Raw genomic sequence first — 16,394 nt, forward strand, 5'->3', positions numbered from 1 at the left:
AATCAGCCTTTGATTCCGTAATGCTCCAGCATCGCATCCAGCTGAGGCTCCCGGCCACGGAAGCGTTTGAACAGCTCCATAGGCTCTTCTGAACCCCCGCGCGTCAGGATGTTATCGAGGAACGACTGACCGGTTTCGCGGTTGAAAATACCCTCTTCTTCGAAGCGAGAGAAGGCGTCCGCCGCCAGCACGTCGGCCCACAGGTAGCTGTAGTAGCCCGCCGCGTAGCCGCCCGCGAAGATATGGCTGAACGCGTGCGGGAAGCGTCCCCAGGTTGGGCCTGGAATAACGGCGACCTGCTTTTTAATCTCGGCCAGCGTTTCGAGGATTTTCGCCCCCTGCTCCGGGCTGAACTCGGCGTGCAGGCGGAAATCGAACAGGCCGAACTCCAGCTGACGCAGGATAAACATCGCCGCCTGGTAGTTTTTCGCCGCCAGCATTTTATCCAGCAACTCTTTAGGCAGCGGTTCGCCGGTCTCATAGTGGCCGGAGATAAACGCCAGCGCGTCCGGCTCCCAGCACCAGTTTTCCATAAACTGGCTTGGCAGCTCGACCGCATCCCATGGCACCCCGCTGATACCGGCGACGCCGGCGGTTTCAATGCGGGTCAGCATGTGGTGCAGGCCGTGACCGAACTCGTGGAACAGGGTGATCACTTCATCGTGGGTAAAGAGCGCAGGCTTGCCGCTTACCGGACGGTTGAAGTTACAGGTCAGATAGGCGACCGGTTTTTGCAGGGAACCATCCGCTTTACGCATCTGGCCCACGCAGTCGTCCATCCACGCCCCGCCGCGTTTGTTTTCACGCGCGTAAAGATCCAGATAGAAGCTGCCGCGCAGCTCATTTTTCTCGTCATACAGCTCAAAGAAGCGCACGTCCGGATGCCAGACGTCGATATCGGTACGCTCTTTAGCGGTAATGCCGTAAATGCGTTTCACCACTTCAAACAGACCGTTGACGGCTTTGTTTTCCGGGAAGTACGGACGCAGCTGTTCGTCGCTGATGCTGTAGAGGTGCTGCTTCTGTTTTTCGCTGTAGTACGCGATATCCCACGGCTGAAGCTCGTCCACGCCAAACTCGGCTTTCGCAAAGGCACGCAGCTGGGCCAGCTCTTTCTCCCCCTGAGGACGGGCGCGTTTCGCCAGATCGGTCAGGAAGTCGAGCACCTGCTGCGGGTTCTCGGCCATTTTGGTGGCGAGGGATTTATCCGCGTAGCTGTCGAAGCCCAGCAGCTGTGCCAGCTCGTGGCGCAGGGCGAGGATCTCCGCCATCACCGGGCTGTTATCCCATTTGCCCGCATTCGGCCCCTGATCGGAGGCGCGGGTGCTGTAGGCGCGGTACATCTCTTCACGCAGGGCCTGGTTGTCGCAGTAGGTCATCACCGGCAGATAGCTCGGGATATCCAGCGTTAACAGGAAGCCTTCCTGCTCTTTCGCTTCGGCCTGGGCTTTCGCTGCCGCCAGCGCGCTTTCCGGCATACCCGCCAGCTCGGCTTCGTCGGTAATCAGCTTCGTCCAGCCCATGGTGGCGTCGAGGACGTTGTTGCTGTACTGGTTGCCCAGCTCAGACAGGCGCGCAGCGATTTCGCCGTAGCGAACCTGCTTCTCTTTTGGCAGACCGATACCGGACAGCTCAAAGTCACGCAGGGCGTTATCAACCGATTTTTTCTGCGCCGTGTTCAGTTCGGCATAATGGTCGCCGTCGCGCAGGTCGCGGTAGGCTTTGTACAGCCCTTCGTGCTGGCCGACCCAGGTGCTGTACTCAGAGAGCAGCGGCAGGGTTTGTTCGTAGGCTTCACGCAGTTCCGGGCTGTTTTTCACCGAGTTCAGGTGGCTCACCGGGGAGAAGATACGCCCCAGCACGTCGTCCACTTCGGCCAGCGGCTGACACAGATTCTCCCAGGTGTACGGCGCGCCCTGCGCAACCACGCTTTCTACCGCCGCGCGGCAGTTGTCCAGCGACTGGGTAACGGCTGGAACCACATGCTCAGGGAGGATTTTAGAAAACGGTGGCAACGAAAAAGGCGTCAGTAATGGATTGGTCATAAACGCTGTCCTGTTGAAAGAGATGAATGAAGCGCGCATCCGGCGCTGTGCATATTGTTCAGTAATGGGGTTAAGTGTAGAGGATTTCAATGCCGGACGTTGTCGAAAAGAGCCCGATGGCGCTGCGCTTACCGGGCCTGCGGGTAATCTTTGCCGTTCTGCTGTAAACTGTGGCAAATCGTCAATTCAGCGGAATATCATTACCCATGCTCAGTTATCGCCACAGCTTCCACGCTGGCAACCATGCCGACGTCCTTAAACACACCGTTCAGAGCCTGATCATCGAATCGCTCAAAGAGAAGGATAAACCGTTTCTCTATCTGGACACCCACGCGGGCGCGGGCCGTTATCAGCTGAGCGGCGAGCATGCCGAGCGTACCGGTGAATATCTGGAAGGGATTGCGCGTATCTGGCAGCAGGACGATCTGCCTGCCGAGCTGGAGCCGTACATCGGCGTGGTGAATCACTTCAACCGCAACGGCCAGCTGCGTTACTACCCGGGCTCTCCGCTGATTGCCCGCCAGCTGCTGCGCGAGCAGGACAGCCTCCAGCTGACCGAACTGCACCCGAGCGATTTCCCGCTGCTGCGCTCTGAGTTTCAGAAAGATAACCGCGCCCGCGTGGACAAAGCCGACGGTTACCAGCAGCTGAAAGCCAAGCTGCCGCCGGTTTCCCGTCGCGGCCTGGTGCTGATCGACCCGCCGTACGAAATCAAAACCGACTATCAGGCGGTGGTGACCGGCATCAACGAAGGTTACAAACGCTTTGCGACCGGAACCTATGCCCTGTGGTATCCGGTGGTGCTGCGCGCGCAGATTAAACGCATGATTAAGGATCTGGAAGCGACCGGCATTCGTAAAATCCTGCAAATTGAGCTGGCGGTGCGCCCCGACAGCGACCAGCGCGGCATGACCGCTTCCGGCATGATTGTGATTAACCCGCCGTGGAAGCTGGAAGCGCAGATGAACAACGTGCTGCCGTGGCTGCACAAAACGCTGGTGCCTGCCGGAACAGGACACGCCACCGTAAGCTGGATCGTGCCGGAGTAATTGCAGCCATCGGTGGAAACTATTGATTTCAGGTATACAATCGCGGCAATTCACGATTAAGGACAAAAACTATGACCAGGCATTATGACTACATCGCAATCGGCGGCGGCAGCGGCGGCATCGCCTCCATTAACCGTGCGGCCATGTACGGCCAGAAATGTGCGCTGATTGAAGCCAAAGCGCTCGGCGGCACCTGCGTGAACGTCGGTTGTGTACCGAAGAAAGTGATGTGGCATGCCGCGCAAATCCGTGAAGCTATTCATATGTATGGCCCGGACTACGGTTTTGACACCACCATCAACCACTTCGACTGGGACAAGCTGATCGCCAGCCGTACCGCCTACATCGACCGTATTCATACCTCGTACGACAACGTGCTGGGCAAGAATAACGTTGACGTGATCCGCGGCTTCGCCCGTTTCGTGGATGCGAAAACGATCGAAGTGAACGGCGAGACGATCACTGCCGATCACATCCTGATCGCCACCGGCGGCCGTCCGAGCCACCCGAACATTCCGGGCGCGGAATACGGTATCGACTCCGACGGGTTCTTCGAGCTGCCAGCTCTGCCTGAGCGCGTGGCCATTGTGGGCGCAGGTTACATCGCGGTTGAGCTGGCTGGCGTGATTAACGGCCTGGGCGCAGAGGCGCACCTGTTCGTGCGTAAACACGCGCCGCTGCGCAGCTTCGACCCGCTGATCGTCGAGACGCTGGTTGAGGTGATGAACGCCGAAGGCCCAACGCTGCACACTAACGCCGTGCCAAAAGCGGTCGTTAAAAATGCAGACGGCAGCCTGACGCTGGAGCTGGAAGATGGCCGCAGCCAGACCGTTGACTGCCTGATCTGGGCGATTGGTCGTGAACCGGAAACCGACAACTTCAACCTGGCCGCAACTGGCGTGAAAACCAATGAAAAAGGGTATATCGTCGTTGATAAGTTCCAGAACACCAGCGTACCGGGAATTTATGCCGTCGGGGATAACACCGGTGCCGTCGAACTGACGCCGGTTGCCGTTGCCGCAGGCCGTCGCCTCTCCGAGCGCCTGTTTAACAACAAGCCGGACGAGCACCTGGATTACAGCAACATCCCGACCGTGGTCTTCAGCCACCCGCCCATCGGCACCGTCGGCTTAACCGAGCCGCAGGCGCGCGAGCAGTACGGCGATGACCAGGTGAAAGTGTACAAATCGGCGTTTACCGCAATGTATACCGCAGTTACCTCACACCGTCAGCCGTGCCGCATGAAGCTGGTCTGCGTGGGCCCGGACGAGAAGATCGTCGGTATCCACGGCATTGGCTTTGGCATGGACGAGATCCTGCAAGGCTTCGCGGTGGCGCTGAAGATGGGCGCAACCAAGAAAGACTTCGATAACACCGTCGCGATCCACCCGACGGCGGCAGAAGAATTTGTTACCATGACACGTTAGTGTAGAAAAACTATACCTACACCTTTGCAACTCTGTAAAACTGGCCTAAAAAGCCAGTTTTTTTATGCTATCAGGTCAGAGTGCAGAGCATGTCGGCCTCATTCCTCACTGAATTTTCTGACGCCAGCGGAGTTTGCAATAGACTGGCAAAATGGGAAAAAGAAAGAAAACTGATATTACTAACTGACTATGGTGTTTAATACCGGGGACTGGTCACAACCACACTGGTTTAGGTTGCTATAGAAAAGTAACTTTTTGGGATAGCGTATGGAATAGTATCTTTGCTGGCATTATCTGTGCCCCGACAGGTAGGTTCGGAAATCATGACAAGCAAGGTTGCCACAGTTCAGTTTGTAACGACCCGAAACAATGACTCTACGAAGCAACCTTTTTGAAGTACTAAAAAGTCATTCAGGATCACAGATGATGACCAAAAGTGTTCTACATCTAAAAGCGTTAGCGTTTTTTGAGGGGAACAGAGATTCTGCTTTGAAATGGTGCAATACCTCTAACAGAGCATTAGCCTGGAAAACACCCACTGAAGCCATTGACCCTGAAGAGGGAGGTTTAATGGTCGTATCATTAATTTTGCATTTAGAGCATGGCGTATACTCATAAGTCCGGATTCTTTCCAAGCATCTCAATATATAAGAACTAATTTGTAGGAAGATTAATTTTTACCCTACTGAAGAATGCCACCCCTCAGTAAAACGCATCACTTTCCCATAAAAACTATAAATTATCACGTAGTTGTATCGAACTTAAAAATCAAAAAACGTGAATTAACATCACTACTAGTCAGTTAGTGATCACCATCTTTTCTCATCAGGGTTTATCTGCTTTTCACGGAAGCGTCTTTTTCTGGGCAGAAAGTACTCCGCATATTTTAATTTCATGAGGATAGCGAATACAACTTTTCAGCCAAAATAAGTTACGTCTGTCAAAAATAAAATCTCAATCAAAGTTGTTGTATACAAATCAGAAGATGATTAAATTAAAAGGGATCTAGCATACAGTAGTACGCCCTAGTGGTTTATTTCCATCAGCATATCAGCGGCTGATGAGAGGGTGAAAGCGATGCCTCACCCTCTCATTTTCTCTCCGGGCACGCAGTATCAATGTATACAACCTTCATAAGGCTGTTACTGCTCAATCATCCTTCCTTCAAAACCTTTGATTAACCTTATAAAACCAGCGCTAAACAGCCAGGCACTGAGGTTGTACTATCTTTTGTATCAGACTGTTGAACCTGCTAAAGTATGTAGACCCCACTTATTTCTGAAGGAACAATTCATCCAAAACATCTATCCAGTTATATTGATTCTTGGTTCTTTCAATGGGTTAGCCCAATTTTACATAAGCATTAAATTACTATCACACATTATCTCATTGAGAAAATATGTTAGCATCGATATCCTCCCTATACTTTTTGTCTCTGTATTCCGCAAACCAGATGAAACGCTGATTCATACCTTCCTCTTCCATTTTTCCAGCTAGTTTCTCGTTCCAGGAAATATTGTCTAAACTTAACAGATGTTCACCTCTTCCAGATGATTAATCTGGTACTGGCTTTTCGCTGAAGATGAGCTAAACATAACTAAGTTATGTCACTGAAATATAATGTCCGCGGACATGCTCTTCAAGTTATACAGGATCTTCTTCATAGCCACACACCCGGTCTTTTCTTGTTATCTTCCGGGAAAACAGCATCAGGCTTTGGAGAATGAGCATGGCAGAAGTTTACAACCATGGGAGGTCTGCATTCTTGGCTTATTTACTCAACTCAGCAGATGTATTTATTGGTGGTGATATCATTACTACAGATGAATCGATTGAATTCAGGGGGGGACGAAATGTGGGTCCACTTCCCACATTGTATGGTTATGATGGTAATTATATAGAACCTGTAAATCAATGGCTTATACATCTCAAAGCTGAAAAAAGACTGGAAAACCTTAGCTCTTATGCAAGAGCGTTAAAATTTTACTGGTGCTTTTTGGAGTCTGAAGAACTTGCATGGGATAACTTTCCTGCAGTAAAAGCATTAAAACCTGCCTATCGCTACCGTAATGATGGGCTGCTAAAAAAGGTCAAAACTGGAGAAATCGCTTTTTCCACGGCTAATACCTATATATGTCATCTTGTACAGTTCTATCTCTGGGCAGCGTATGAGCACTACTTTCCGGTAACTGAAACAAACAAACCCTTTGACATAGAATTTGTCAGATTCAGAAATAACGACATACTGGCACATATGAAGCCAAAATTTTTCGTACAGACAACGGATTTACGTATCAGGGTCCCTAAAGACTCTAACAGTCTGAATATTCGCAGATTATCACCACTTTCGCAAACAATGCTTACAGAATTTGCAATCCATCTTAGCCAGACCTCAGTTGAAATGCAGCTTATTTGTCTGCTGGCAGCACAATGTGGGCTCAGAATTGAAGAAGCCACAGGATTTACCTTAACTGCGTTAAATCAGGCTGTACAAAGAACCGAATCACGTACCCACTACGAAATCACTATTGGACCTAGTAACGGTGTACCCACTAAATATAATAAAACAAGAACGATTGAAATAACTAATACTCTTTTAGATAAATTACAGCACTATGCCATTAGCGAAAGAAGAATGACCCGCTTTGATAAATTACAGAGGCGTATTAAAGCGATGTTAAAAATGGGTCAGCAAGAAATAAAAACCGTACCCGGAACACTCTTTTCAGACAAAATCAGATCTGAATCTTTAGTTTCTGCCATTCAAAATGAACCCTTATTTATTAGTCAGCAGGGCTCCCCCTGTACCCCACAGAGCACGGGTGCCCGATTTGGTGAATTGCGAAAAAAAATTATTAATTCAGGGATCGCATTTGACCATAAGTTTCATGACCTGAGGTGCAGTTATGCAACGTATCGCCTGTACAGTCTACTTACTGCGGGCATAGAGCCTGCCGATGCACTCAGCCTGCTGATGCAATGGATGGGGCATAAAAATGAATCAACAACATGGAAGTATTTACGCTATCTAAAAACTAAAGAAGCCCTGAAAGAAAAAATCTCTATGCTTGATGAAATTATGCACAGAGCACTACTGGAGTGAAAGTATGAGCAGCAAATTAAAACTCACAACGCCCTGGGTTGAACACCTCTGTATACCAATACGCAATGGCGCCAATGCTCATACCCTGTTAGATTTTAACCGCTTTCGCTATAAGGGCATACCCAAAACCAACCTGATAAAACAGGGGGGTGAGCAATTACTGGCACGGGATGACATTGTACAGTCACTGTTTATTGCAATTACTGGCCATGAAGATGTCACACCTGCAACAAAGTATAATATTTTTAATGCTGCAAGAAAGCATTTTACTTTCTGTGACAGTCAGGTGCCAGCACTTATCCCCCTGTCTGAGAGCACGTTCATCAGAGAGTTGAAATGTCATTTACTTCGTCAAAGGAGGGGCGAAATCAAAGACAGCACAGCCTCCAGGATAAAGGCAGACCTGACAACCTTATACAACTGGATGGGGCGGAGTACAAAGTTTACGTCAGGGTTTAAAAACCCGGGAAATACACAATCAGAGCCCACACGAGGATATAGCGATGGTGACCTGAAAAAATTACTCCCTTTACTAAGAGGACTGTTCAGGCAACTTTACTCCCAGTTTATTCTTGACCCAGATTCACATATCAAAGCCAGCGGTATCACAGCAACAATGACTTTTTGCTGGAAAGGGAAAACGTATCCTGTACGCAGCGGTGTATCAAAATTATTTTATGCAGCCGCATACCTGCTCAGTTATTACACATGGAGCAACAGCTCCATCCTGTACACATTAAAAAGACCGACACTCAGCAGCCATACACCATCAGATAACTGGCATCAGATGCCAGCCTTTAAGCGCCGGGCATTTAAAACAATCTCTGTTGAGATAGGTGACAACAATCGGCTGGAAATACCCAAATACGCAACACAGTTTTTTGACCAGCTCATTACTGCGTCAACGTTGTTAGACCCCGGCCCGGATGGCCTGCTCTTACCGACCTATAGTCATCGGAAAAAAAGCGTCCAGATGATGAGTTCCTGCCTGCTGAATGACTTCAAAAGTAGCTGGCTCTCTGTACACTTCCCCATGACAGACGACCTAGGGCAAAGGCTGTGGCCGGTCACCAGGCGCTTTCGGGCCACCGGCAGTCATCTGACACTGGCGCTGAAGGGCCCGGTCGAGGCTGCACTACTGCTTGATAATACCCCCGAAACTATCCGTCAGGCATATTCTGATGGGAACCCCTACGAGAACAATCAAATGAACCGGGATACCAGCCAGACACTGGAACAGGTTGTCCGGGACAGGCAGAGTATTGAATCTGCAAAACAGAAAGTACGTGAAGCACAAAAGGTCAGCGTTCTGGCATATGAGGCCTATGTCAGAAGAGCATCGCCTCCCGTACGAAACTCCCATGGAAGTTATTGTAACGACACGGCTGGTATAATGGCCACGATGTTCACTTCCCGGGCCAGGAGAAACGGGCTGATCCCCCCGGAAGAAACGCTGGCTTGTGCTGACCTGTTAAACTGCTGGAGTTGCAAACATCAGGTTCTGGTCGAATCAGTAACGGATTTATGGTGCGTGTTAAGCTTCCGTGAATATCTGGAAGAATCACAATACCTTCACCTGGATAAAGCCCATTACACAAAAAACTTTGGCCAGACCATCGTAAACATCGATAGCAGGCTGAAATTACTGAATCAAAAAACACTACAACATGCCCGTCGAAAACTTGCTGATGAAGGACGACATCCCCTGTGGTCAGATGTGCAAAGCACAGATATGACATAAGGATCACTATGGCTATTCTGTTGAACTCATTTCATAAAGACGCTCTGACGTATGGAGCCACAGAAGATATTTTACTTCTGATAAAAAACAAAAACTGGTCTGCGCTCGATAAGCTCCCAATATGTATCGATAAACATAACATCACGCGAGCATATTTTGGTCAAAATTGCTGGGACTGTAGCCCCTTTGCTTCAGATAAGGGAACGGATAAAAACCAGCGTGAATTTAACTTTACCTATTTGGAGTCCGCTCCGGCGCTTCTCCTTCAGGCGAAGCTTATCGTATATGGATGGATATTTGAGCAAAATTATCACTCCGGAAAAGACTGCAAGCTGTCAACACTGACCTCCCGATTCAATTTAGGGTTAAAAAAGAGTTTATTAACGCTTTTACATAGTGGCAGCACGTGCATGTCTGACTTCAATAAACCCGAGATATGGCAAAAGCTACAAAACGATATCGAACGTGAAGCCTTTAGTAAGCGAACTGTTGAATTGATTTTCTCTGCACTACAGTCAGTCGAAAGACTAAATTCATGGCTTCCTTTCCAGCTTGACCTGCCACAGCTGAACTACAAACAGACAGCCAAAAAACTGTCAGCTAAAAATAAAGCAGAACACAGGCAAACCCTGGCCATCCCCCAGGCAATAGCAAATATACTCTATGGAGAAGCCGTTAGACTTGTCGAGCTTGCATGGCCCCACAGAGAAACACTAGCCCAGCTAGAACGTGAACTGCAGTCTAATTATGATATCGGGCGTGCCGTTGTTGACTATAAAATACTTACAGGTAAGTGGACATGGCTGACTAACGGACAGGGGAAATTATGTTCAAAAGAATATGTAGAAGAAATTAATAAAGCGACACCCCGGTCGCAAAATACCCTAATCAAAAACCATCTCACCGGAACAGGACTCCTGCCCAGTAGCGCAGCAGACGGTAACTGGCTCGTCAGTTTTCGTGCTCAACTTCAGGCAGCCTGTTTTATTTGTTGTGGTGCTTTCACAGGAATGAGAGTCAGCGAAATATTTGAATTGCATGTGGACAGTTTTCACACCTACACCATTAATGGACAGGATTTTCACTCGGTAAGCGCAGCAACCCACAAACTGGCTGCCGGGAAAAAAAATGAAGAATGGCTGGCAAGCCCTATTGTTGAAAAAGCCATATCGCTTGCGACGGCTCTCAGCGCGTGTGCTCGTGAACAGCTGTTAAAAATAGCGGTTCACAGCAACGACCCAGGGCAGTCTGATACGCTTACTGAGACAGCAGGAAATCTGTGGCTCAGCCAGTACCAAAGAAAAAACCTGCCTGTCCTCATTTCACGAAGCAAGTGGAACGACCGTTTAAAAAATTTTTCCAGACATGTGGGTGCTATTGTTGATAAACAGGCACTCGCAGAGTGCCGTCAGCTTAACCCTCGGGACAGGGGGGCTATAGAAGATAAGATAAGAACAGGAGAGGCCTGGCCCCTTTTAACCCATCAGTTTCGAAGAACTTTCGCCTGCTTTGCCGTACGTAACCAGCTCGGACACCCCATCGCAATCAAACAACAGTTTAAACACCTCAGCCTGCGAATGAGTGAATGGTATGGGAACGGTGCTGTTGATGCACGGCTACAATCAATACAGGTGGACAGCGAACTGATTAAATTACTGAATGAAGCAAGGCTCGAACAGACAACTAGTCTTTTTGACAGCTGGTTTAACGGGGATAGTCAACTCAGCGGAAGTTTTGGCAAAGCCATTCTAGCTATGCGTAATGATAAGCCTGTGATCTACAGTAGCTGGGATAATCTCTATCGACTGGTCAGGGAAAAACGACTTACTTTGCATGGAACGCTACATAGTTACTGCAAAAACGGCTATGACTGCGATATGGATGGTGTGGTCAACCCTGCATTCTGCGTGGATTGTCGTAGCGGTGGAAGCATTATCGATACGGATAAGGCCATGTGGTGGCAGCAACGTCATAATGCTTTGATAATGTATCTTCAGCAACAGACGGATCTAAGCATCAGTGAGTATGCCCACTGTATCACTCAAATCCGGGCTGCGGAACGGGTTATGCAGGATCATGGGATTGGCTATGACACATATGAACATCCCATTAAGGTGACAGGCGTATGAGCAAATCAGAAAATACACTTCTTAAACTTGAAGCTGCACTACAACGGATCCTTGATGGTCAGACAAAACGTATCCCTGACAACCGAAAGTTGTCGGTGCGTGCTGTTGAAGAGGAGGCCGGGCTGGGAAACGGAACCTGTTACTACTACGGGGCATTTAAGTCACGCGTCCAGGAGGAGATTCTGCGGTTAAAAATATCCCCTCAGGGCAGGCTGACTCATCAGTCACAGGAAGCCCTGCGACATAAATTTAACCAAGAGCGTAAAGTGAAAATTCAGTACCGTGTAAAAGCATCTGATATGAAACGTCGTCTGGAAGTGATGGCGGCTGAACATCATCAGCTCTCCCATGCGCTGAGGGCTGCACGTTCACGTATTGAAGCGCTGGAACAAGAGATAAAAGCTTTAAAACAAGGCCAGATAGTAAGAATAAAATAAGCATCCACTTCTTTTCATTGAGGAATTACCACACAACAGGAATACAGTCGCGGGCATATTTTATACCACTAACAGTGCCTGCAGAACGCTTTCAGCCCCCTCGAAAAAGACTCCGTCAAATGGCTTCAGAACATCACCAGCTCAATGACTTATTAAGGGCATCACTAGTAAAAATATCATTTCTTGAAGAGGAAAATAAATCATTAAAAGACAAGCTTGAGGAGTTAAAAATAAAATTAGTTACAAAAAAGGCAATCATTCACTCTTCTTTAGCTTCACGTTGCATAGATAAAAACTATAGTTCCCTAGGGAAACTGGCCGTAACTAGCCAGTTTTAACTTGAATCAATGCCGTTAATTCACTCTTCAAACCGTTTACGGTATACGATAAAAAATTAAATAATTGAAAATAAAAATGCATCTATCACTTGTTGATGCATTGAGCCCATTTTTAGTTGTTTTGTTTGACTTGAAATCGTAGGTGACGATTTAGTTATTTCACCAATATCCATTTCTAAATCAATCTCTTTTATTTTAGATATACCATTTTTCCGCATAAACTCTGGAGGCATAGACTGAGAATCAATTGTAGGGAATGACCAATCATCAGATTGTTGTTGCATAACTTTATAATCTTCAGGTAGATCTTCGGCCAATCTGTTTGAGAATAATGTCAGTTCATTTGTAGCCATTGTAAATAACCAGGCTTCCTGATTTTCACTCTGATTCACCCGTAATATCCTGCCCAATACTTGTCTGAAGTAAAGTTCTGTTTTGACAGAACTCAAATGGCAGCAGACCTGTAGCCTGGGGATATCTGTGCCCTCACTAATCATACCAACGCTAACAATCCATTCTGTAGTTGATTGCCGATAATATCCAATCTTAGCCAAAGCATCTCGATCGTGGTACGTCACAATTATCGCTGTTTGGTCAAACTCTTTTTCCAAAATATTCAGTAGCTTATATGCATGCTCGACTGAAGAAGCAACAACTAAACCACCCGCATCAGAATTAACTTTGCGTATTTCGTTAAGTTTTTTACATCCAGCTTCTAGTACATACTTCATTGCTTCTGGATGCCAAATTATTGATTGATACGAAGCAACGGTTTCACTCAGGAAATCTGTGATGGAACCAAAAAACTGAACATTATCCTTTGATGAATAAACTAAATTATTGCTGTTTATCAAGGCGATTTTAGGTTTACGACAAACACCATCGACAATAGCCTCATGTAGTCCATATACATAGTCACAACAGATCTCCCCATCCGGATCGGTGTAATTTGAGAGCACTATAGGAGTACTATCAGTTCGCCATGGAGTCCCTGTTAGTGCCAAAGAGTAACTGGCACATTGCTGAACTTGAGAAAGGATTTCCCCGCCCCACACATTAGCATTATCCAGCGAATCGCCAGAACAATGATGGATTTCGTCGAAAATAACTAATACCCGATGCATCTGCAAAGACTTCCAGAAGCTTTTATCGAAATACATCAAGCTATGATAAGTATACGCAGCACCTACTGCACCAAGACCACCATTAAAGTTCCTTTGAAGAATATGGGAGAAAGTACTTTCAATGGATGCAACCACCACAGATGAAGGTGCAAAGCATAGGATGAGATCTACTAGTTTCAGCTCCAGCATTTTCCTGGCAACTTCAGCAGCCATCACGGTTTTTCCTGCACCAGGACTGGCAAGACATAGAAAGTGCGGCGATCCAGATTGATATTTTTCTAGCGCTGCTTCAGAGCATTCTTTCTGCCACTCCCTCAGCATGCGCAATCCCCATCGCTAAGCTGACCTAGCACTTTCGATAAAGCAGTAACCCTGCCAAGCAAAGCGGCGGACTGATTTTTTGCGTGCTGATGGAGTTCAATAAAGCAGCTCCGTCTACTGGGAAAACGCTCCATAAGAGACTGGTACTCTTCAATTTCACTCAGAATCACGGCAAGTTTGGCCTCATGGACAGTTTTTTCTTTTGTCAGGTCCATTAAGAACAGATCGACATCCAAAACGTGTAGTTTCACATTTTCGGGCACAGCAGCCAGGCGCGAGTTACTTGGCAATTTTCTTGGTATGAAAGTCGTTGAATAGAAGCTTTCCGTTTTCTTGTACAGGATCTTCGGACGCCCACTGCTATTTTCAATTTTAAAAATGAAGCCCAATGCCTCCAGCCGGATAAGTTGTCGGCGGATGAATTTTCTGGCTTCAGTTACATCAGCATATGAATCTGTAATCTTCAGCAAAGCGTCCCTGAGATGGATAGCACCGAACTCATCAAAATCTCTTTCTATCAACAAATTATAAATATAAGGGTGCAACTTCACTGCAGACTTCATTGTTAAAACTTCCAAATCAGTAAACTTAGAATTGCTAAGTATACAGAAACCAACGAAACTTAGACAATCTAAGTACTCTAAGGCAATGATGATGACTTCGTGGCTCACCCAAATCCGATACCTGACAGGCTCAAGGCTGCCAGAACGTATGCCGGGATCACTCAGAAAGAATTGGGTATCCGAATTGGCATGGAACCAAGTTCAGCGAGTGGCCGCATGAACCACTACGAGAAGGGGAGACATACTCCTGACATTGATACTCTTAAGCGTATGGCTGATGAACTTGGGGTACCGATCAACTACTTCTTTTGCGAGAACGAAACGACTGCAGAGTTAGCTCGCCTGATCGCTAACATGTCTGAACAACAGCAAATCGAACTCATCAAAATCTTGAAGAAGGATCAGCCTTAGAAGGCTCATTTCTGCCGTAGTCCACAAAGCAATCTCATACTCAGATCGATACATTGCCCTCATTAGTTGGACTCTCATAATGGAGAGTCCTATGCCCAGACGTATATATTCCTTGAAGAAAGTCTCGAAGTTGTGATGCGCTATCACGCTCGGGTTGAAGGTTATTATAAGTACCGCTTGTTTTGATGGAATTCAGGGCTTGCTAATCATACCTACATCAAGGCTCGTAGCACCATTCTCATGAATTACCTGCCCACTCACCCGCACCAAATCCTGAGCATCGAAGTGCTGCCCGTTCCAGACCTTCTGAGGAATGCGCACTTTGATGGTGCCGGTTGGATCGCGGAAGGTGTACCACTCATCCTGCTGGCTGATAACATTACCTTCCAGCGTTACCCACGCTCCTTTGTGCATTGACGATAATCCCGGTGATTTCCTGGATGTACCCTTTGTCGCCCTCCGCCACGCCGTGCGCATACGCGCCCTGGCTGTAGAAAAGCAGTAACAACAGGGAAAACAGACAAGCCGAACGCGCCTGAGCTGAAAGCAGGCCACCGTTCAACCGGCCCTGTATATCGAGGCTGGTATTCATAAAAACCTTTACAAATTGAATAATAACGAATTAACGGAAGTTATTACGCAATCAGGGATCTCGGAGGGCGTTCGGGGGTCGCCTAGGGGACCCGCAGGATTTGTTCTGAACTTAGCGCGAACGTCGCCCGCATGCCTGCGTTCCAGGCCTGCAAAGCAGTCAGCGTGAAGAGTTTGTTCAGATCGTGGGAATGATCGGCATTGAGGTGATGCACATTACCGTGCGAGTGGAACTGTAACGGATCGTGCTCATTCAGCGGTTCATCGCTGTCGTGCTGATGGTCACTGATGGATGTTGTATCCTGGAGATTGTAGACAGCCTGTGGTTTTACCATAAGCGAACTGCTCAGCACGGCAACAGCCATGATGATAAGCACGATTCTGGAAATGACTTCACGGCTGATAAACACAGTCAACGGCATCCTGATGATACAAGGTAACAACGTGCGTAATGTATCCGCTATGCCGGTTCTATTTCAATAGTTGAACTGGAATTAGGTTAGACGGATTCAACAATAAACAGCAGTGGCCGTTATCAATCCAAGTCTGGTTTGCGTCTGCCAGTGCTACGTATTCTTCCTGTCCATATTAATAGCAACAGGCTGTTATGACTTTTGAACAGCTTTTAAGCTGTAATCTTGATTTAACAGCTTTTAAGGTGTAATTATGTAAATACAGCTTACAGGGTGTATCAAACCATATAGAGGCCTACCCACGATGAAAAATGTTTATCCGATAAAAATACTTACCCAATTGCGTCCAATGCTACTTGGCTTTCGTAAAGCGAATGGGCTGACGCAAAAAGACGTCTCTGAAAGGTTAGGTGTGACCCAGCAAACCTATGCTCGTCTGGAGGCCAATCCAGCCAGTGCGAGTATTGAACGCCTGTTCAAAGTGTTTACCGTGCTGGGAGTAGAAATCAGCCTTTCATCGATGGCAAATTCATCAGAAATGATGCCGTCGGGAGAGAATAAATCTTTGGAAAATTTGCCCGCCAGACAGGAGAAATGGTGACGAGATGGCCCGGCGACAGCAACGTTTAGCGGCCTGGATGAACAACATTCAAGTCGGATCTGGAAAAGAGTAAAGGGCGATAATTCGTTACGATTGAACAG

15 protein-coding genes and 1 pseudogene are annotated in these 16,394 nt (G+C 47.6%); 10 read left to right on the forward strand and 6 right to left on the reverse strand.

Annotated features, from left to right (window positions below; genetic code table 11):
- Positions 1–2: 2 nt before the first annotated feature.
- A complete protein-coding gene (prlC, locus tag DBR02_RS09215) occupies positions 3–2,045 on the reverse strand; it encodes an oligopeptidase A (protein ID WP_063865349.1) in 2,043 nt (680 codons plus the stop codon).
- A gap of 206 nt (positions 2,046–2,251) precedes the next feature.
- Here prlC and DBR02_RS09220 point away from each other — a divergent pair, with 206 nt between their 5' ends.
- From DBR02_RS09220 to DBR02_RS26585, 8 genes are all read left to right on the forward strand, one after another.
- On the forward strand, positions 2,252–3,094 hold the full coding sequence (locus DBR02_RS09220) for a 23S rRNA (adenine(2030)-N(6))-methyltransferase RlmJ (protein ID WP_006808562.1): 843 nt from the start codon (positions 2,252–2,254) through the stop codon (positions 3,092–3,094).
- A 71-nt stretch (positions 3,095–3,165) separates the two neighbouring features.
- Complete coding sequence (gorA, locus tag DBR02_RS09225) at positions 3,166–4,521, forward strand: glutathione-disulfide reductase (protein ID WP_107534152.1); 1,356 nt, start codon at positions 3,166–3,168, stop codon at positions 4,519–4,521.
- 423 nt (positions 4,522–4,944) lie between these two features.
- Complete coding sequence (locus DBR02_RS09230) at positions 4,945–5,139, forward strand: MbcA/ParS/Xre antitoxin family protein (protein ID WP_072058704.1); 195 nt, start codon at positions 4,945–4,947, stop codon at positions 5,137–5,139.
- Between the two features lie 1,111 nt (positions 5,140–6,250).
- Positions 6,251–7,624, forward strand: a complete 1,374-nt coding sequence (locus DBR02_RS09235) for a site-specific integrase (protein WP_197711248.1) — start codon at positions 6,251–6,253, stop codon at positions 7,622–7,624.
- 4 nt (positions 7,625–7,628) lie between these two features.
- Positions 7,629–9,365, forward strand: coding sequence for a hypothetical protein (locus DBR02_RS09240; RefSeq protein ID WP_047719981.1), 1,737 nt, complete (start codon positions 7,629–7,631; stop codon positions 9,363–9,365).
- Positions 9,366–9,373: 8 nt separating this feature from the next.
- Complete coding sequence (locus DBR02_RS09245; RefSeq protein WP_047719980.1) at positions 9,374–11,494, forward strand: hypothetical protein; 2,121 nt, start codon at positions 9,374–9,376, stop codon at positions 11,492–11,494.
- Positions 11,491–11,931, forward strand: a complete 441-nt coding sequence (locus DBR02_RS09250; protein ID WP_047719979.1) for a hypothetical protein — start codon at positions 11,491–11,493, stop codon at positions 11,929–11,931. The genes DBR02_RS09245 and DBR02_RS09250 overlap by 4 nt, the downstream gene beginning before the upstream one ends.
- A gap of 119 nt (positions 11,932–12,050) precedes the next feature.
- On the forward strand, positions 12,051–12,269 hold the full coding sequence (locus DBR02_RS26585; protein WP_125387088.1) for a hypothetical protein: 219 nt from the start codon (positions 12,051–12,053) through the stop codon (positions 12,267–12,269).
- Positions 12,270–12,325: 56 nt separating this feature from the next.
- On the opposite strand, the gene DBR02_RS09255 is transcribed toward DBR02_RS26585, so the two are convergent.
- Positions 12,326–13,714, reverse strand: coding sequence for a DEAD/DEAH box helicase (locus DBR02_RS09255; protein WP_047719978.1), 1,389 nt, complete (start codon positions 13,712–13,714; stop codon positions 12,326–12,328).
- Positions 13,708–14,385, reverse strand: coding sequence for a hypothetical protein (locus DBR02_RS09260; protein WP_052951195.1), 678 nt, complete (start codon positions 14,383–14,385; stop codon positions 13,708–13,710). The genes DBR02_RS09255 and DBR02_RS09260 overlap by 7 nt, the downstream gene beginning before the upstream one ends.
- Between DBR02_RS09260 and DBR02_RS09265 the strand changes: the two genes are divergently transcribed.
- The gene (locus tag DBR02_RS09265) at positions 14,377–14,688 is read left to right on the forward strand and encodes a helix-turn-helix domain-containing protein (protein ID WP_032667974.1); all 312 of its coding nucleotides are present in this window, start codon (positions 14,377–14,379) and stop codon (positions 14,686–14,688) included. The genes DBR02_RS09260 and DBR02_RS09265 overlap by 9 nt on opposite strands.
- Before the next feature lie 192 nt (positions 14,689–14,880).
- Here the strand turns inward: DBR02_RS09265 and DBR02_RS09270 are convergent.
- The 3 genes and pseudogenes from DBR02_RS09270 to DBR02_RS09280 form a co-directional block, all read right to left on the reverse strand.
- A pseudogene (locus DBR02_RS09270) lies at positions 14,881–15,105 on the reverse strand (YgiW/YdeI family stress tolerance OB fold protein); the annotation flags it as partial.
- Positions 15,068–15,280 carry a hypothetical protein gene (locus DBR02_RS09275; protein ID WP_080344768.1) on the reverse strand — a complete coding sequence of 71 codons (213 nt, stop codon included), beginning with the start codon at positions 15,278–15,280 and terminating at the stop codon, positions 15,068–15,070. The pseudogene DBR02_RS09270 and the gene DBR02_RS09275, both read right to left, overlap by 38 nt.
- An 82-nt stretch (positions 15,281–15,362) precedes the next feature.
- Positions 15,363–15,701: a hypothetical protein gene (locus DBR02_RS09280; RefSeq protein WP_226867112.1), complete on the reverse strand. Its 339-nt coding sequence runs from the start codon at positions 15,699–15,701 to the stop codon at positions 15,363–15,365.
- A 295-nt stretch (positions 15,702–15,996) separates the two neighbouring features.
- Here DBR02_RS09280 and DBR02_RS09285 point away from each other — a divergent pair, with 295 nt between their 5' ends.
- On the forward strand, positions 15,997–16,293 hold the full coding sequence (locus tag DBR02_RS09285) for a helix-turn-helix domain-containing protein (protein WP_023309569.1): 297 nt from the start codon (positions 15,997–15,999) through the stop codon (positions 16,291–16,293).
- Positions 16,294–16,394 lie beyond the last annotated feature (101 nt).

Origin of the sequence: Enterobacter cloacae complex sp. (assembly GCF_900322725.1) — a bacterium.
Taxonomy (GTDB): Bacteria; Pseudomonadota; Gammaproteobacteria; order Enterobacterales; family Enterobacteriaceae; genus Enterobacter; species Enterobacter quasihormaechei.

Coding starts and splice junctions, on each gene's coding strand:
- prlC (WP_063865349.1), bottom strand. CDS start 2,045: ATGACCAATCCATTACTGACGCCTTTTTCGTTGCCACCGTTTTCTAAA.
- DBR02_RS09220 (WP_006808562.1), top strand. CDS start 2,252: ATGCTCAGTTATCGCCACAGCTTCCACGCTGGCAACCATGCCGACGTC.
- gorA (WP_107534152.1), top strand. CDS start 3,166: ATGACCAGGCATTATGACTACATCGCAATCGGCGGCGGCAGCGGCGGC.
- DBR02_RS09230 (WP_072058704.1), top strand. CDS start 4,945: ATGATGACCAAAAGTGTTCTACATCTAAAAGCGTTAGCGTTTTTTGAG.
- DBR02_RS09235 (WP_197711248.1), top strand. CDS start 6,251: ATGGCAGAAGTTTACAACCATGGGAGGTCTGCATTCTTGGCTTATTTA.
- DBR02_RS09240 (WP_047719981.1), top strand. CDS start 7,629: ATGAGCAGCAAATTAAAACTCACAACGCCCTGGGTTGAACACCTCTGT.
- DBR02_RS09245 (WP_047719980.1), top strand. CDS start 9,374: ATGGCTATTCTGTTGAACTCATTTCATAAAGACGCTCTGACGTATGGA.
- DBR02_RS09250 (WP_047719979.1), top strand. CDS start 11,491: ATGAGCAAATCAGAAAATACACTTCTTAAACTTGAAGCTGCACTACAA.
- DBR02_RS26585 (WP_125387088.1), top strand. CDS start 12,051: ATGGCTTCAGAACATCACCAGCTCAATGACTTATTAAGGGCATCACTA.
- DBR02_RS09255 (WP_047719978.1), bottom strand. CDS start 13,714: ATGCTGAGGGAGTGGCAGAAAGAATGCTCTGAAGCAGCGCTAGAAAAA.
- DBR02_RS09275 (WP_080344768.1), bottom strand. CDS start 15,280: ATGAATACCAGCCTCGATATACAGGGCCGGTTGAACGGTGGCCTGCTT.
- DBR02_RS09280 (WP_226867112.1), bottom strand. CDS start 15,701: ATGCCGTTGACTGTGTTTATCAGCCGTGAAGTCATTTCCAGAATCGTG.
- DBR02_RS09285 (WP_023309569.1), top strand. CDS start 15,997: ATGAAAAATGTTTATCCGATAAAAATACTTACCCAATTGCGTCCAATG.